This window comes from Methanosarcina sp. A14 (genome assembly GCF_001729375.1).
Taxonomy (GTDB): Archaea; Halobacteriota; Methanosarcinia; order Methanosarcinales; family Methanosarcinaceae; genus Methanosarcina; species Methanosarcina barkeri.
On sequence record NZ_LZPK01000090.1, the window covers coordinates 1 to 16,908 of the forward strand.

Consider the following 16,908-nt stretch of genomic DNA (forward strand, 5'->3'; position numbering starts at 1 on the left):
GTAGGAGATGCAGAGAATGCAGCAACTGGTTTTGTTACCACTTTTATATAGCCTTTTTTTGTTACCGTGTTACTGCCTTTAGTATTCTTTGCTGTTAAACTAACAGTATATACTCCTGCCTTTGAATACTTGTGAGTTGGATTCTGGACGTATGACTTTGATCCATCTCCAAAGTCCCATTTCCATGAAGTAGGTGAGCCTGTACTCTTATCAGCAAATGTTACCTTCAGTGGAGCATTTCCAGAGGTAGGGTTCGCAGAGAAATCTGCTACAGGAGATGTACTTCCTGTTGTGGTGAAGGCCTTAATACATACATTCGCATCTGTAGCATATGTCGTTATGTCGCCCCAGGTTTGTCCATCAGAACTAATAAAACTCTCTCCAGCATTTGCTGTTGCTTTACTACTGTAGCCTGAGGATGGCATTTCTAAAGCAATCGGATAACCATATCCAGAGGTCGTAAGCTTCAGGACTACTGAGAACTTTTGACCGGCTTTGAGATTAACTTTGGAATCCAGAGGAATCGTGTGATAGCCTGCATAAGGGATTTTCCCGCTCTTTGAAATAACCGGGCCGGCTTGAGTTACAGGGCTGGACGAAACGTCAGTATATATATAAAGGATATATTTGCAGTTTGAGTCTGTAGTATAGAAACTTACGGCTTTGAGGACCTCATCGGATTTTGCAGTGAAGATATTTGCACCCCATAAGGTAGTAGAAGTGTCTTCTTTGCCGCAATCTGTGACCCATCCAAGTGGGTCATACTGATAGATATTTTTATAATTGTCAGTATTTTCTGCCGTGAAGACAGCGTTTGTATTGCCTATATTGGAGTCATAATACGAAACATAAAAATATCCGTTTTCACCAAAACCTGTACCCCAACTATTTTTCACGATAAACGCGCCATTTCCGGGCGGAACATGGGTAAAGTTATTCTTATCATATGAATCGTCCCAACCCACAATAGTTACAGCATGGTCAGAGTACGAAGATCCATCATAGTAAAAACTATTTGTATCATTAGAATAGCAATCGTCAAAGTCGTCACCACCAGTATATATACCTGTATCGACAGCTCCGTATTTTTCAATTGCAGATTTTATTTCGTTGTTGTCCTTAGATCCCTGCCTGCCAGGAAGGACTAAAACATTCTGTACATGTTGGTATACAGGAAGTCTGAGTTCATCTGATGAATATACTGATGAATCACTATATGGGTCATTACTTTCCTTCACGGGTCCACTCCACCGAGCCAGGTAAGCAGTAGACATAAGTATATTTCCCCCATCTGAATAATCAAACCCTTCTGGGGCATCACTGGAAAGCACGTTTTTAAGATTATTTTCTGAAAAATCCCAGCTTTTTCCAGGCATTAAATATGATTCTAAAGACCCGTAGGTTGCAAATGTCCAGCAAGTTCCTGCTTTACCCTGATCTTTCACAGGAGTGACTTTGTTCAGTGTCCTGAGGTCATATCTAGCTGGATAAGATACTGTACTGCCAGAAACAGTACGGAGATGACTAAGATCCACAATTGTGGGGAATAAACCCGTTTTGTGTCCGTTAATAGATGGTTGACTGGAAATTTTTTCCTGTTGATACTTTACAAAATCAGGGTTTTTTGGCGCAAATGCAAGCTGTGAAACTTTGTTATTATCTGATAAGTTCGTATCAGCTATTGCTATAGATGAGCCTATACTCAAAAGCAGGACAAGAAGTCCGCTGAGGATTACTACCCTTTTTTTTACATTTAAATTATTTTTTGTATTGCATTTTTTAGTCATGATTAGAGCCTTACCTATATTATTTACGTTATTTTATAATATTAAATATTTTAATATGCAAACTTTCCTGCATATATCACCCATCAAATTAATGTTTCAAAAATTTCGATTATAATTTTCATAAATATTCTAATTATTTCGATTAATGAGTAAAATAATAAAACAATTTTCGTTATATAGTCTTTATGACTTATTTAACTTAATACCAAAATCTAGTGATAAATGTAAAATCCAAAATCATTAGATTTTGTAGTTGGGCCCAATCCTTGTGATACAATTTCGAGATTAAAGTTTTTAGATATCGAATATTGATTTTGACGAAAACCGGATTCTTCTTGCTAATTCAGCTTGCTAATTCAGATTTTCAATCAAGAAATGCAAAAATCACTAGATTTTGGAACAGAGTCCATTTTTCGGATGAAAAAAAGATTGTCTTGAAATCTAGACATTACTTAAAAAATGGTTAATTAATCATATGCCGTGCAGTTTGGGTAATAAATTAGCCAGTTCAAACAGACTAAATCCAGGAAGCCTATCTTTCTCTGTTTGCTGCCATGAAGATTCCTATAAATCACCCTGGCTCCAATAAAAATCAGAAGACCAGAGGCAATCCAGAAAGCATATTCGGAAACGAAGCCACTCATTGCACTTCTTCCAAACCAGCCCAATATTATCATTAAAGCTTGAAAGCCCCCAAAAAAATTTTAGGTATCGCTGACCGAAAATTTATTCTGCCCTGTCTTTTATCGATCTGCCTACTAATTTTCTGTAAGCCCATTCAATACAGAAGCAGCAGAGAAGTGTGATTAAAAGCAGTTCCAGAGTTAGTTTCGAATTCACAAATTCATAATAAACTAACACTCCAAAGAAAATCAAGCTACTTAGAAGTGAAGCCAAAATTACCCAGCGTTTCGCTCCGGTTTCTTTTAAAAGATGCAGATGAGAAGTATTAACGGCTACATAAATTATAAGCAGGGAGGTACTTGTGAGCATACCTAGTCCATCCAGAGAAAGGAAGTTAGCCATGAGTATCACAAAACCGGATGTAATCAAAAGTTCTTCCGTTCCCCTTTTCCAGATTTTTCCCTCAAAAAATAAAGGCAAACGTCCTTCTTTTGCAAGCAAATAACTTATGTTTGCTCCCCGTAAAGAGAAGCGTTTATCGCAGAAGAAGTTGAAATTAGAGCGGCGAAAGCCATAACCTTGAAACCCAGAACTCCTAGAAAAGGTTTTGCTGCAGCTGCAAGTGCATAGTCTTTTGACTTTTCGATCTCAAAGGTTGAGAGGTTCCCAACTACTGCAAGGCTAACTGATGCGTAGATAATAACGACAAGTGCAATACTCAGATAAATTGCTCTTAGAAGATTGGTTTCTGGATTTATAATGTCTTCCGCAGCATTGGTTATCAGTCCAAACCCCTGATATGCAAGAAATATAACTCCAACCCCAAAGAGAATACTTATGGAGTCTGGCCATGCAGAAGCCGAGAGATTTCCAGTATATTTATGTAAGCAATACCTGCAGTCGCAAAGAGTAGCAATATACAAAACTTTATCGAAACTATAAATAGTTCGGATTTTCCTACGGCTTTAGCTCCTATAAAATTAATTGCCGTAAATCAGGATAATTGTATTTGCAAAAATCTTATCCCATACCTGCGCTGAGCCTGGAGGCAGGAAGATTACTGCATAAGAAGAGAAACCTTTTGAATAAAGAGCAAGTGCGAAGATGTAGCTTATCCAGAGCAAAAGATTAAGCTCTCCACTTAAAACTCCATCTCCGAACCCTTTTAGAATAAATTCTACAGGCCCTCCAGTAGATTGGTATCTAACCCCAATTTTTGCGTAGGAATAAGCATTTAAATGCAACTACTCCTGCAATGATAAAAGAATCTATACTGCATTTCCTGAAATCTGAACAGCTGTCCTGAAAATAGAAAATATCCCGGCTCCAATCATACTTCCGACACCTATTGAAGCCGCAGCATAGAGCCCCATCGATCTGGTCCCAGTCATAAAACTCCAAATTTAAAATTTCTCTGTTTAAAACCAGTCCACTGAGATTCTTTTGAATGTCATCACTTTCATGAAAAGATATAATGTTAAATTTGTAATATAAGTATAATATTAGTTTCTATATTAGTTTCTGGATAGCCTTATATGATAAAACCGAGATATATTTACTTTTAAACTTTTAAAAATCTCTTTAATAATTTATAAAATAATTACTGTTTCCAGCTAAGCATTTCAAAACTATAAGGAATCGTGAACATAAAGGATATGACAATAGGTATGAAAAAATATGGAAACAACATTCGATCTGGAGAATATAACTGGGCTTTCAGAAGAAGAGGCCGCTGCGATACTTAAGAACGAAGGCTATAATGAGCTGCCGTCCCAGAAGAAACAGAGCCTTTTTTCTATCTTTCTGAATGTCCTTAAAGAACCGATGTTGCTTCTCCTTTTAATTGCAGGTACGATTTATCTATTTCTTGGGGAAGTTAGAGATGCTTTTATACTGCTAGTTTTCGTTTTCGTGGTTGTGGGTATAACATTTAATCAGGAAATAAAGACCGAAAGAGCCTTAGAGGCTTTAAAAAATCTTTCAAGCCCAAGAGCTCTTGTGATAAGAGGCGGGGAACAGAAAAGAATTCCAGGGAGAGAAGTCGTTAAGGGAGATATCATAATTTTGAGAGAAGGAGACCGCATCCCGGCAGATGGAGTTGTGCTCTCCAGTACAAATCTTCTGGTAGATGAATCCTTACTCACAGGCGAATCACTGGCTGTTAGAAAATGCGAATCTACTGGCTTAACTCACTCCTTGAAACCTGAGCAGCTCGGAGGAGACGATCTCCCATTTGTATATTCAGGAACCCTGGTAATTCAGGGTCATGGAGTAGCCCAGGTAAGCGAAACCGGAATACATACTGAAATGGGAAAAATCGGAAAAGCTCTGGGGACGATAGCCGAAGAAGATTCTCTACTCAAAAAAGAAACCGCACAAATTATAAAGACCTTTGCTATTTTTGGAGGAATACTCTGCGCAGTTGTAGTTATAGTCTATGGTTTGACCAGAGGAGATTGGCTGCACGGTCTGCTTGCGGGACTGAGTTTGAGCATGGCCCTCCTTCCCGAAGAGTTCTCAGTAGTTTTATTGATATTCCTGAGTATGGGAGTCTGGCGTTTGTCCAAAAGAAATGTGTTAGTACGACGGATGCCTGCAATTGAGACGCTCGGGGCTTCAACCGTACTTTGCGTGGATAAAACAGGGACTTTAACCTTAAACCGGATGATTTTGAACTCCTTATTTTCTAAAGGCGAGTATTGTGAACTCGAGAAAAATAAATGCCTGCTTGAGAAGTTCCATGAATTGCTTGAGTTTGGATACCTGGCAAGCCAGCGGGATCCTTTTGATCCTCTTGAGAAAGAGATAAAAAGAAACACTGAAAAATTTCTTTCTAATACCGAACATATCCACGAAGAGTGGAAAACTGTCAGGGAGTACCCTCTCTCAAAAAACCTGCTTGCACTTTCAAACGTATGGAAATCCCCAGATTCCGGAAAATACGTTATCGCTACAAAAGGCGCACCCGAAGCAATTTTTGACCTGTGCCATCTGAGTGAAGCCGAAAAAGAAGAGTTATCAGCTCATGTCCAGGAGATGGCAAACCGGGGTTTGAGGCTTCTGGGTGTGGCCAAAGCCAGTTTTCAGGATGACTCTTTGCCTGAAAAACAGCACGATTTTGAGTTCGAATTTATAGGACTGCTGGGATTTGTTGATCCTGTCCGGCCATCCGTCGCCCAATCAATAAAGGAGTGTTATAAAGCCGGAATAAGAGTCATTATGATTACCGGAGATTATCCAGGTACAGCTCAGCATATTGCCAGGCAGATAGGTCTAGAAAATCCAGATAAATATATTACCGGTCCTGAATTGGCAAATATGGATCAACAGGAACTTTCTGAGAAAATAAAAGTAACAAACATCTTTGCCAGGGTTGTGCCCGAACAAAAACTGACAATTGTAAATGCTTTAAAACAAAACGGGGAAGTTGTTGCAATGACAGGAGATGGGGTTAACGATGCTCCTGCTCTGAAATCGGCTCATATTGGAATTGCGATGGGGGAAAGGGGCACGGATGTAGCTCGTGAGTCTGCATCGATTGTTCTTCTGAACGATGATTTTTTTTCCATAGTTGCAGCCGTCAGGATTGGAAGGCGGATTTTCGATAATCTCAAGAAAGCAATAGGGTATATATTTTCAGTCCACATGCCTATTGCAGGACTCGCTCTGTTCCCTATATTATTTAATTTGCCTCTTGTCCTTTTGCCTGCACACATAGCATTTCTGGAATTGATAATTGACCCTGCCTGCTCAACAGTCTTTGAGGCTGAACCCGAAGAGAAAAATATAATGAACAGATCGCCTCGAAATTTGCAGGAAAGAATGTTCGGAAGAAAAAATCTGGCTCTCAGTCTGGTACAGGGAATAAGTATGCTTGCGGGAGTGATTGCTGTTTTCCTGTATGCCTTACATATGGGCAAGGGCGAAGCGGATGCACGCACACTTACCTTTGCGACACTTGTAATCGCAAACCTGACTTTAATTGTGGCAAATCTTTCCTGGTCCCAGAGCCTCATCAAAACGCTGTCTTCCGAGAACAAAGCCTTGAGATATGTGCTGGTCGGAGCACTTTCAGGTTTAGTTCTGGTTTTGTATGTGCCGGCTTTAAGAAGTATGTTTCGGTTCTCACTGCTGCACGGTGATGACTTGCTAATCGTATGTTTGGTGGGGACTCTAAGTATTGCGTGGCTCAGATTGCTCAAAAGCCAAATAAACAATAATATCTGACAGTAATAATCTGACAGTAATAATCTGACAGTAATAATATCTGCCAAACCTGGAGAGGTAAGTACTGAAAAATAAGTGTTCCTGTTCAAACTGGATAGGTATCTGTTCAAATTGAATGGGTACCTACTCAAATTTGATGGGTGATTATTCGGATCTGATGGAAAAGTGGCTCTGTATAAGTTAAAAAGCATAACTTTATAAAATATAACATATTTAAACATATTTAATTATTTTCTGGATCCTGATTGGGATCCTAATTGGTTTCGGCACTCAGTTTGAATGAGAATATAAACTTCAATGGTCCAGAAAGTATGAAAACTCTCTACGTTTATAGAGACTTTTGAAAAGCCTCTGTTTCTGGCTGGATTGTCAAATTATTTAAGACATATTAGTAATTCTTGAACTGAGGTTTCTGAATCCTCAGTATATTCCGAAAGCTCAAAGTTAAGGAATTTCCGAAAGCTCAAAGTTAAGGAATTTTTCGTTTTTGGAGTGCAGTAGTAAAATATGTCCAGTAGTTATAATAAATACTTATATGAAACTGAGAAATTATTTTAGCCAATAAATTATTTTGACTAATAAATTATTTTAGCCAATAATAAAAGAAGCATATCAATAGAGAAGTATTGACATGGCAGATCAAAGCTATTTTATCGATATATTCTTGCATCTGGATGCCCACTTAAGAGAAATAACAAACGAATACGGTTTATTAACGTATTTATTATTGTTCGCTATCATCTTTTGTGAGACAGGTCTGGTGATAGCTCCTTTCTTACCAGGTGATTCTCTCATATTTGCAACCGGAGCTCTGGCTGCCAGTGGCTCGTTTAATTTATTTATTCTACTTATTGTGCTATGTCTTGCAGCTATTGCAGGAGATAATGTCAATTATCACACAGGTCATTTCTTAGGAAATCGAGCAACAAATCGTGAAAATATACGGTTTATTAAAAAGGAGCAGCTTGACCGTACACACTTATTCTTTAAAAAGTATGGGGTAAAAACGATAATTATGGCCCGTTTTATCCCTGTTATCCGTACATTTGCACCGTTTGTAGCAGGGATTGGAACAATGCCTTATTTGACATTCGTTAGCTATGATACCATCGGGGGAGTTTTATGGGTAACTTCATTCCTTTTTGGAGGATACTTTTTTGGGAACTTGCTAGTTGTAAAGGATAACTTAAGCTTTTTAATACCTGGAATAATTCTTGTTTCGTTACTTCCAGGCATTATTGCGTATATTCAGAGCAAACGTGACCCAAAAGGCACATGATAGAGTGAAGAGTATGATAGAGTAAAGATCTTCGAGATATCCTTCAAGATGCCCAAAATTCCTTCGTTATTATCAAGACTCTCAAGAGTGCTTGCATAGTCAGAAATTCGGTTGAAAATTCGGTTGGCTTGAATAGCCAGAAGTTTGGTTGTCTATTAAAAGCGCAAGGTTCTAAAAGTAAATTCAGAGTAGGAGATCTAAATAGAAAAACTGTTTCTAGAAAAGTGACGCAGAGCCTTTGTGGGGTATTTCTTTGAGGATGGGAACTTTGATAAAAATCATCGTGACCCTTTTACTGCTCGCAGCAGGTGTATATCTTGTCCGCAGTTACTGGATAGAGATCATACCTGTTCTGGAAGAAATACTGGGAACACTCAGAGAAACAAAGCTACGTTATGTTTTTCTAGCGATCTTGGTATACTTGCTGAGTGTATACTTATTTTCAGTCCGCTGGCAGCAGGTTCTCTACTGTATTGACTACAATCTATAGTTCCTTACTTAACAAATTACACTTTTTATTTGCTGATGGAAAGTTTCCATCCATCTCTTTGCAAATGACAATGAGTTTTCTGAGTTTTCTACTCTGATAAACTCTTTTTTGATGATGTTTCTTAAATGTTGTTTAGATTGAACAAATGTGACAGATACTTTTCTTTTTATCGTTTTCCATACATATTCTACAGGATTTAGATCTGGTGAATATGGTGGTAGAAACACAAGTATAATCCCTAATTCTTTGGCTTTTGTTACTGTTTTTATTGAGTGATGTGTTTTTGAATTGTCAAGTATAAGCACAACTATTTTTCCTTTGTTTTCTTCCACTATTTTTTCCAGAAATTCACATACGTTTTCTGCCTTTGAACAATTCTTGAATTCAATAAGATTATTTCCATTAAGTGAATAAAAGGCAAATGCATTTGCCTTTATATAATCAGTATTTTATATCCTCAAAAATTTTTTAAAAGACCATGAACGTTGTGTATTAGCTTTTGTTTGTGGTGAAGATTCATCCAGAAAACCTATGACAGATTGTTCATCTGGACCAATATGTTCTGGAATTGCTTCCGTTAACTTTTTGTAAAATGTCTTCTGCGTTCTGTGGTTTTCGGTAATCTAGAACATAAGGTTTAGAATGATACATGTTAAAACTATGTAGTATTACTCCTATTTGCTTTTGTGAATATTCTACATCATATTTTTCCTTTAGTAAAATGAAATATGTTAAAAATCAATAAACATAACAGAATAAACATAACAGAAAAGGGAACCCACAAGGGAATTACTTTAGAGCTCAATACATACCAAGAATTTACCAGAAATTGCCTGGAAAATTGTACAATAATAGAACAACTGTTGAAAGAATAAAGTTAGAAAACACGACCTGACAAGAGCACCAGGAGCTTTTAGAAGGTTAAATATCTGAGTAATTAAATGTAATTTTTCTTAAAAAAGGGAATTTAATGCTTTTAATTTAAGATTAAAGCACTCAATTTGAAGAGGATACCATTAATTGAAAAATTGGCAAAGGCTCAAATCTTTTAGAGTCAATCAGGCGCTACAGGACCACTATGCCTGAAAAACATATTTTTTTATTCATTGAAGATATTGTGTTAGCTACGCTGAATACGGATAAGGTTGTTTCATTTCCAAATTATGGTTTTACAGAAAGCGTACCAAAATTTTGTAGAAAATGAGAATGATTCTATGTTAGATTCTACGTTATCATAATACATCGAAAATTTTTCTACCGATGCGGACGATGCTTGCACCCTCTTCTATTGCTATTTGATAATCGTCTGTCATTCCCATTGATAGATACTGGAGATGTTTTTTTAAATGCTTCTCTGCTTTGTCTTTTAAGTCTTTTAATTCTTTGAAGTATTTTCTTGAATCTTCGGGGTCTTCATTTTTTGGCGGGATTGTCATCAAGCCTTCAAAACTTAAGTATTCGAGGGTTGATATTTGGTCTAGAAGCTTTAAGAAGTCACCGGGCTCTAATCCAGTGTGTTTTTTATCGTCTGTCTTCACTTGTATGAGGATTTTCTGGATTCTTTTTTTATTTTTTGCTGCATTGTTTATTTTTTCGGCAAGTTTGTATGAATCAACACTTTCTATCAAGTAGGGATTTAGGTTTACTACTTTTTTTGCCTTGTTTAACTGAAGTGTGCCGATAAAGTGGGTTTTTATCTCAGGTGAAAGATATGGGGCTAAATCTTTCATCTGTTGATAATGATTAAAGCCGATGTCTGTAACACCTGCTTTTATGGCTTCGTCTATTTGTATTTTTGACGCGTATTTTACTGCGGCGACAAGTGTTATATCAGATGGTATAACTTTTAAAAGTTCGGTTACATTGTCTTCGATCATATGTTATCATTGTATGCAGAGATTTGTAGAATTTTGTCTCTTTTATAATAAGTGTTTCTGGTACGAAGTAATCGTCTTATGGAATCTGATTAGATATTATATATGAAACTAAACTAAGTAGACCTAAAAATTAGTTACGGTTAAATTGTATTCTCTGTAGTAGGATCTCAAATTAGCTCCTAAAATTCCGAATCTAATTTGAGACTCATACCTTTTAAGCTTAAAAGGCTCGCATAAAATCAATCAAAGTTGCGCTGACGCACCCCACTGCAAGTAAGTGAGTAGAGTCGTGCCACCGTTCCAAATATCCGTTTTTCCGATTTGGTCTTAATACTTTATAACTAAGCAGTTATTTTCAATCCATACAAAACAACGAAGAGCCATTTAGTAAGCTGGAGTCAGTAACAGAAAAATGGAATTGAAAATCATATTATCATCAAGAGTTTGCGGAGTTAATAAAAATTTGCCGTTTTTTCAGCAAGTAAACAGGATAGGAAACGAAAGTAGATCTTGAATGTTGCAGTTGTATTTTTTAAGATGGTCGGAAATCTTATATGAATAGGCAAAAAAATTTACTGCTATAAGCGGATTCGAACGCCCAAATTCCTACAAGAATATGCTCTAACATATCGCTTTTGACCTGGATCTTTGCCGTAACTCAGCTGAAATTAAAACAGAACTAGAGAAATTAAGGAAAAGATATTAAGCATAAACAGAAAAATCTTAATAAATTTAGTGCGGGAGAAGGGATTCGAACCCCTGAACGTCTGCACGAACAGATCTTGAGTCTGCCACCGTTGACCGCTTGGTTACTCCCGCATTTACGGAATCCAATAAGGTAACGATAGAACTAACATATAAACCTAATCCTGTAAACAAACTATTCTGCAAAATCCTACAATTAGAGTCTCTTGGAAATTAAGTGAACTCTATAAGCAAGCCAGTTATGTAAAAATTTAAATTCGGGAGCTATTGCCAATGTTTAGTTCGGTTTTCGATTTCAGACCTTCCGACTTCAAACTTTAAGTCTTGCCTTATTTTTGGGCTCCTTCGCCTGAACTGTTTATATGAACCCAGTCAAGGTACTCCTTTTCTCCTTCAATTCCCCAAAATTCTATTGCAGGCATCTCATACGTATGTAGCGACTTTACGAGCTTTGTGACTTCTTCAAAGCGTGAAGAATCCGTTTTTACAAACATTGCAATCTCATTATCTTCTTCAATCTCTTCCTTCCATCGGTAAACCGAAGAAACCGGAAACATATTCACGCAGGCTGCAAGCCTCCTTGAAACCAGCTCTCTTGCAATCTGTGATGCGTTCTCCATATTTCCAGCTGTTATACACAATTCCAAGCATGAGCAGACACCTCATGGAAACTTGATCTTCATGGAAACCTGATCTTTACGGAAACTTGATCTTCACGGAAACCTGATCTTCACGGAAACTTGATCTTCACGGAAACCTGATCTTCACGGAAACTGATTTATTGAACAAAATATTCACTTAAAGCACATTATTTTCTAGGTAAATAATGTCTATCGCCCTGACCTTAGAACTACTGGACATTGGCTGTATAACTTCTCAACATAGGATTTGATAAACTTCCATATATCTTTTTATATAATTAAAATGTATTGTTATATGTCCTTTTCTAGATAAGAGTCTTTTTAAAAGGAATGGCAATATATATTGATTAAAATAGTAAGGCATACTATAACATTTTTATATCATATTGAGCAGTAGAATTTAACATGACGAATTAATTGGCTCAGAACTTCAGACGCAGAGTTATATATCAACAATATTAAAGTTTATAGATATACAACAACAATAATAAAAATCTATAGATGTATTTTTCCCAACAGTTTTAGATCTACAGTTTAATTCAAAATTTATACTAAAATTTATACTAATTAGCTTAATTCATAGCTGGCCAAGTTTATAATTAACAACTGGTTAGCCGGTTAAATTAACAACCAATTTAACATAATTCACAATACTTTACGAGCCTATCCCAAAAGTCATTTCGTTCTTAATCATCAAGAATTTTCAGGATTGTTTTCATGATCAGAAACTTGATTGATTGTTCGGAATACAGGATTCAGAGAAGCAATTTTGAGTTTTGGGATCAGCTCTACGTTTAATTCATGAACGGTTAAGCTTAATTATAATTTGTTCAGTTCAATAACTCGGAGAATTTCCTTGAATGGCACAAGCATTGCACTGAGTATTTTTTTACTGTACTGGCTCGCAGTTTCCGTTCTTGACAGGAAAGGCATTCTGGAGAAGTATAACATAAGCACTTTCGGGCCGCTTCCCATCCTTATGATCAGGACAACTAAGGGTCTCAAACTGCTCGATGTACTGGCCCGTCCAAAGTCTTACTGGAGAATCTTTGCAAACCTTGGGATCTTGTTGATGTTTGCAGGCATGATTGCAATGTTCCTGGTCATAGCTATCTCGGACCTTGGGCTGTATACTTCTTTCCTTAGCGGAAACATGCCTGATCCGGGAAAGTATAATTCTCCGAGAAATATCTTTCTCATTCCGGGATTAAATGAGTTCATTCCTCTTACCTGGGGAGCTATTGCACTTATAGTCACGCTTGTCGTGCATGAGTTCTCACATGCGATTCTCTGCAGAGTTGAAGGCATCCGGGTCAAATCTATGGGCATCCTGTATGCCCTGGTCCCCATAGGAGGTTTTGCGGAGCCTGATGATGAACAGCTTTTCGGGACGCAAGAAAAAACAGAAAGAGAACTTCCGCTGACAGCCACAATCGAGGAAATCGAAGAATGGGAAAAAGAAGAAAAAATAAGGCAAGAAACTGAGAAAACAAAGCCTGATGAACCGAAATCCGAGCCTGTAATAGGTGCAACAAGAACTCAGAGGTCCAGGATTCTTGCAGCAGGTGTTATGGCCAATTTCACCGTGGCTTTTATCGCTCTCCTGCTCTTCTTCGGGCCTGTACTCGGGGCAATCGCGCCCTTAAGTGATGCAATGATCCTGAGTGTAAACGAAAGTTCTCCGGCTGACCATGCAGGGCTTGAGAACGGCATGATAATAACGCAGATTAATGATACCAATATCACAACAGCCGAAGATCTGCTAACATACCTCGAAAAAACCCGGCCTGGAGACACCGTTCATATCTATGCTACAAAAAACGGCACAGTCTCCACGCATGATTTGCAGGTTGCCTCAATCCCTGAGGACTATATTGGAGGAGTGCCTGTAGGAGGAATTGTTTCGGGAAGTCCCGCAGAAGCTGCAGGGATCAAAACCGGAATGACAATGATCAGGATCAACAATACGAAGATGCAAAATGTTTCAAGTTTCGTAAGTTTTATGGAAACAACCAAAGCAAACCAGACTGTAGAAGTAGAACTTCTTCCCTCTGAAAACTACACAGGCAACCTCACTGAAAAAGGCACTGTCGTTTTCGATGTGCAACTGTCATCCAATTCGGAACATGATTACGGTTTCCTTGGAGTTATGTACGGAAATAATGCAGTTATGGAATTACCGATGCTTGGAATCTCCATGTTGATGCCTCAAGCAAAACTGTATCTTGAAGCCCTGAAGCAAATCCCATCCTTGCTAACCATACCTGCAGGCTGGATCATTCTTTTTGGACTTCCAATCTATGGATTTGCAGGGGAAGGATTCCGAGGCTTTTCAGGTACCTTCATGCAGTTTTATCAGCCTGTAGGCTGGGCAGAACCACTGGGAATCGGGATTTTCTGGATTGCAAATACCCTTCTCTGGGTTGGATGGCTGAACTTTTATGTCGGACTGTTCAACTGTTTGCCTGCAGTACCCCTGGATGGAGGACACGTGTTTAAGGATTCAATCTATTCCTTTGTATACCGGCTCACAAGGAACGATTCAATATCAGAAAGAGTCTCAAACTCTATCACAGCGAGCTTTTCAATGTTAATCCTGTTCTCGTTTATCTTTATGATATTCGGGCCTTATATAGGGCAATGGATGTAATTGACATCGAAATTTCAGACTGAACCCTGGCGCTCACGAGGGTCATAAAGCTTTGGGTTTAGTTTCTTTCCAAACTTTTTATTTATGTAAAAATCTTTCAACTACTTTTACATTAAACACTTTTTACATTTAATCCAAAAATTATTTGCATAATATTTTTGTTAAACTGGAGATATATAGAATTATCAGATATTTACAGGATTTCAGTAATGGCTATAAGGCGCTTACCAGTGCGGCTATAAGATGTTTTTCAGTAGATAGTTACAGACGTTAGCAGAAAAGCTACAAGACATTTACAAGACGTTAGCAGTAGAAGCTACAAGACGTTAGCAGTAGAAGCTACAAGACGGTACAAGACGTTTACAGGTGACAGCTACAGGACGATTCAGCTTAACCTTATCAGGAAAATTCAGGCAGGGATTCAAAGATGGTTACTTCCGGGCGAAAGAATGTCAGTTTTATAACAGAGTTTCGGAAGATACTGCACAGACATCCCTATCTGACATATAAAATAGTGGCTGTGTTCCTGTTTATTACCTATGTTCTGACTTTCGAGTATCTTATGATTTCTGAGAACCAGCTCGAAAATGCAAACCTTATTACTGCTATCTACTGGGCCACAACCACCATTGCAACAGTCGGGTATGGCGATGTGGTTTTCACTTCCCTGCCAGGAAGACTTTTTACTATAATCGTACAAATTCTGGGCATAATCTTGATTTCTGGTTTTCTTATAACCTATATTGTTGCTCCATGGATGGACAGGGTTATCAAATTCAGACTGCCGAGAATGGTCTCTTCAGGCATGAAAGATCACATAATTATCTGCGGATACAATCAACTGGTTGAAACCCTGATAGACGAATTGACCGAGGAGGATATGCTCTTTGTGATAGTCGAAGAAGAAGAAGAGCTCATCAGGGAGCTTGTTTATAAAAATATTTCCTGCATTTTCGGGTCTCCGACTGATAAGCAAACCCTTATGAACGCTGGTATAGAGAAAGCCAAACTCCTTATTGCAAATAAGTCGGATGAAAGAAATGCGAATATCGTTTTGACTGCCAGGGAATTTCATTATGTCAATATTATTGCCATTGTCGAGGACCAATCTAACTCAAGATACCTTAAATATGCAGGAGCCGATACGGTCGTATCTCCTAAATCGATGTTCGGAGAGTTTATTGGTAGGAAGGCAATGGACAGGCTTGTAAGCCGGGTTACGGGAGCGACTGAGATTTTTGAGGGTGTCCATATTGTTGAGTTTCCTGTTTACCTGAAAAGTCCTCTTATAGGTAAGTCGCTTAAGGAAATTTCCAGCCAGCAGCTTACGAGTGCAAAGATTGTAGGAATCTGGAATAGTGGGACTCTATCTTTTGATCCCAAGGAAGAAGATATTGTCCGGGAATACCGTTTTGCTTGCTGTAGGGACCCATAAAGAACTTTCAAAACTGAAGAAGCTGACACATTGATCAAATATTTAAAACTGAAAAATCAGAAACTGTGACGATAAAAGGACATAATTATTAAATTTCGTTTTATAAACTGGTAAAAGACGAGATTTAAAAATAAAAGATTTAAACTTAATTTGGCAAGTGTAATTACAGGACATGGGAGCAAAAATGGAGTCAAAAGGGCACCTTATAGTACTGGGATATGGAGATGTTGGAAAGAGTATAGTGGACATACTTTATAGAAGCCCATTCCGCTTTGTAGTTGTGGACTCAAATGACAAGGTTTTTGAAAATGTTGACTTCGAACATCTCGTTGGGAATGGGGCAGATGAAGACATACTGCTTGCAGCTGGAGTGAAGACAGCCTCTTTTGAGTTTGTGGCTCTTAATGATGATACCAATGTTATTTTCGCGACTCTCATTTCCAGGAATCTGAACCCGGAAATTACCATTGTAGCAAGGGCAAATTCCGTAAAATCAATTGAAAAGATCTACAAAGCAGGAGCCGATTACGTGGGTTCTCTTTCAATAGTAGCTGGCCAGATGCTTGCCAAAATGACTGCAAACTGCATGGGAAAAAGCTGTAGAATCGATGAGGATATAATGCTTTACGAGGGCATAGAAATCGAGAAATATCGCGTTGACAGAGGATCTCCTCTTGATAACATATCAATAGAAGAACTTGACTTGGAAGGACAGATCGGTTGTACTATAATAGGCATCGAACGCGGAAACCTTGTCACGACGGCTGTTAAAAAGCAGACAATAATAAGAGCAGGAGATACTATTGCAGTTGTGGGAAGCAGCAAGCAGATTTCAGAGTTTAAGGAAAAATATGTTAATTAAAAGGCTTTTTTAAAACTTATTTGACTGATAGTTTCCAAACTTGGAGAATATTCAGTATTTATCACGATTTTTTACATAATCGAAGATGTATGAATACAAGTATAATTGTTTTTAGCATTCCTATATTATTAGTTTATATACGTTTTTAGTATTTATAAACTTACTTTTATTAACAACGTTTATTTATTTAGATAGTCAAGTTTTTGTATATAATAACTAATCTTATCAATTTATATATAAATAATTTTTTATCTTTCTAATTTAGACTAAAAATTATATAGTTAATATTTAATTTTTTCTAATTTTACTATAAGACAAAAGTCTTATTAAT

At 37.6% G+C, this 16,908-nt stretch carries 13 protein-coding genes, 1 tRNA gene and 2 pseudogenes; 6 read left to right on the forward strand and 10 right to left on the reverse strand.

The genetic code is table 11. The features are described from left to right. The 6 genes and pseudogenes from A9239_RS05170 to A9239_RS20200 all read right to left on the reverse strand — a co-directional run. A partial coding sequence (locus A9239_RS05170) for a lectin like domain-containing protein (protein WP_069575232.1) occupies positions 1 to 1,787 on the reverse strand: 1,787 nt, incomplete at its 3' end. Positions 1,788 to 2,254: 467 nt separating this feature from the next. After that, a pseudogene (locus A9239_RS05175) lies at positions 2,255 to 2,476 on the reverse strand (manganese efflux pump); the annotation flags it as partial. A gap of 37 nt (positions 2,477 to 2,513) precedes the next feature. Continuing rightward, positions 2,514 to 2,912 carry a hypothetical protein gene (locus A9239_RS19865; RefSeq protein ID WP_203397914.1) on the reverse strand — a complete coding sequence of 133 codons (399 nt, stop codon included), beginning with the start codon at positions 2,910 to 2,912 and terminating at the stop codon, positions 2,514 to 2,516. A gap of 5 nt (positions 2,913 to 2,917) precedes the next feature. Further along, positions 2,918 to 3,334, reverse strand: coding sequence for an amino acid permease (locus A9239_RS19870; RefSeq protein WP_203397915.1), 417 nt, complete (start codon positions 3,332 to 3,334; stop codon positions 2,918 to 2,920). 57 nt (positions 3,335 to 3,391) lie between these two features. Next, the gene (locus tag A9239_RS19875; protein WP_203397916.1) at positions 3,392 to 3,655 is read right to left on the reverse strand and encodes a hypothetical protein; all 264 of its coding nucleotides are present in this window, start codon (positions 3,653 to 3,655) and stop codon (positions 3,392 to 3,394) included. Positions 3,656 to 3,679: 24 nt separating this feature from the next. After that, complete coding sequence (locus A9239_RS20200; RefSeq protein ID WP_255361907.1) at positions 3,680 to 3,802, reverse strand: hypothetical protein; 123 nt, start codon at positions 3,800 to 3,802, stop codon at positions 3,680 to 3,682. 286 nt (positions 3,803 to 4,088) lie between these two features. Between A9239_RS20200 and A9239_RS05185 the strand changes: the two genes are divergently transcribed. The 3 genes from A9239_RS05185 (at position 4,089) to A9239_RS05195 (ending at position 8,407) form a co-directional block, all read left to right on the forward strand. Then, positions 4,089 to 6,638, forward strand: coding sequence for a cation-translocating P-type ATPase (locus tag A9239_RS05185; protein WP_048155766.1), 2,550 nt, complete (start codon positions 4,089 to 4,091; stop codon positions 6,636 to 6,638). Between the two features lie 631 nt (positions 6,639 to 7,269). Beyond that, complete coding sequence (locus tag A9239_RS05190) at positions 7,270 to 7,917, forward strand: DedA family protein (protein WP_048116764.1); 648 nt, start codon at positions 7,270 to 7,272, stop codon at positions 7,915 to 7,917. Positions 7,918 to 8,185: 268 nt separating this feature from the next. Further along, positions 8,186 to 8,407 carry a hypothetical protein gene (locus tag A9239_RS05195; protein WP_255361908.1) on the forward strand — a complete coding sequence of 74 codons (222 nt, stop codon included), beginning with the start codon at positions 8,186 to 8,188 and terminating at the stop codon, positions 8,405 to 8,407. 8 nt (positions 8,408 to 8,415) lie between these two features. Here A9239_RS05195 and A9239_RS18105 read toward each other — a convergent pair. The 4 genes and pseudogenes from A9239_RS18105 to cutA form a co-directional block, all read right to left on the reverse strand. Beyond that, a pseudogene (locus A9239_RS18105) lies at positions 8,416 to 9,127 on the reverse strand (IS630 family transposase); the annotation flags it as partial. Positions 9,128 to 9,639: 512 nt separating this feature from the next. After that, positions 9,640 to 10,284 (reverse strand): YggS family pyridoxal phosphate-dependent enzyme, encoded by a 645-nt coding sequence (locus tag A9239_RS05205; protein ID WP_048116770.1) that lies wholly within the window; start codon positions 10,282 to 10,284, stop codon positions 9,640 to 9,642. 736 nt (positions 10,285 to 11,020) lie between these two features. Continuing rightward, positions 11,021 to 11,103 (reverse strand) — tRNA-Leu (locus tag A9239_RS05210). A 215-nt stretch (positions 11,104 to 11,318) separates the two neighbouring features. Beyond that, positions 11,319 to 11,609: a divalent-cation tolerance protein CutA gene (gene cutA, locus A9239_RS05215; RefSeq protein WP_048116772.1), complete on the reverse strand. Its 291-nt coding sequence runs from the start codon at positions 11,607 to 11,609 to the stop codon at positions 11,319 to 11,321. A gap of 877 nt (positions 11,610 to 12,486) precedes the next feature. Here cutA and A9239_RS05220 point away from each other — a divergent pair. The 3 genes from A9239_RS05220 to A9239_RS05230 all read left to right on the forward strand — a co-directional run bounded on the left by A9239_RS05220 (position 12,487) and on the right by A9239_RS05230 (position 16,577). Further along, on the forward strand, positions 12,487 to 14,280 hold the full coding sequence (locus A9239_RS05220) for a site-2 protease family protein (protein ID WP_048116773.1): 1,794 nt from the start codon (positions 12,487 to 12,489) through the stop codon (positions 14,278 to 14,280). A 427-nt stretch (positions 14,281 to 14,707) separates the two neighbouring features. Beyond that, positions 14,708 to 15,715 carry a TrkA family potassium uptake protein gene (locus A9239_RS05225; protein WP_052712860.1) on the forward strand — a complete coding sequence of 336 codons (1,008 nt, stop codon included), beginning with the start codon at positions 14,708 to 14,710 and terminating at the stop codon, positions 15,713 to 15,715. Between the two features lie 184 nt (positions 15,716 to 15,899). After that, entirely contained in the window at positions 15,900 to 16,577 is a 678-nt protein-coding gene (locus A9239_RS05230) for a TrkA family potassium uptake protein (protein ID WP_048116779.1), read from the forward strand. Positions 16,578 to 16,908 lie beyond the last annotated feature (331 nt).

Bases quoted from the DNA above. Each gene is read 5' to 3' on its own strand.
- A9239_RS20200 (WP_255361907.1), bottom strand. From the start codon at position 3,802: ATGACTGGGACCAGATCGATGGGGCTCTATGCTGCGGCTTCAATAGGT.
- A9239_RS05185 (WP_048155766.1), top strand. From the start codon at position 4,089: ATGGAAACAACATTCGATCTGGAGAATATAACTGGGCTTTCAGAAGAA.
- A9239_RS05190 (WP_048116764.1), top strand. From the start codon at position 7,270: ATGGCAGATCAAAGCTATTTTATCGATATATTCTTGCATCTGGATGCC.
- A9239_RS05205 (WP_048116770.1), bottom strand. From the start codon at position 10,284: ATGATCGAAGACAATGTAACCGAACTTTTAAAAGTTATACCATCTGAT.
- cutA (WP_048116772.1), bottom strand. From the start codon at position 11,609: ATGGAGAACGCATCACAGATTGCAAGAGAGCTGGTTTCAAGGAGGCTT.
- A9239_RS05225 (WP_052712860.1), top strand. From the start codon at position 14,708: ATGGTTACTTCCGGGCGAAAGAATGTCAGTTTTATAACAGAGTTTCGG.
- A9239_RS05230 (WP_048116779.1), top strand. From the start codon at position 15,900: ATGGAGTCAAAAGGGCACCTTATAGTACTGGGATATGGAGATGTTGGA.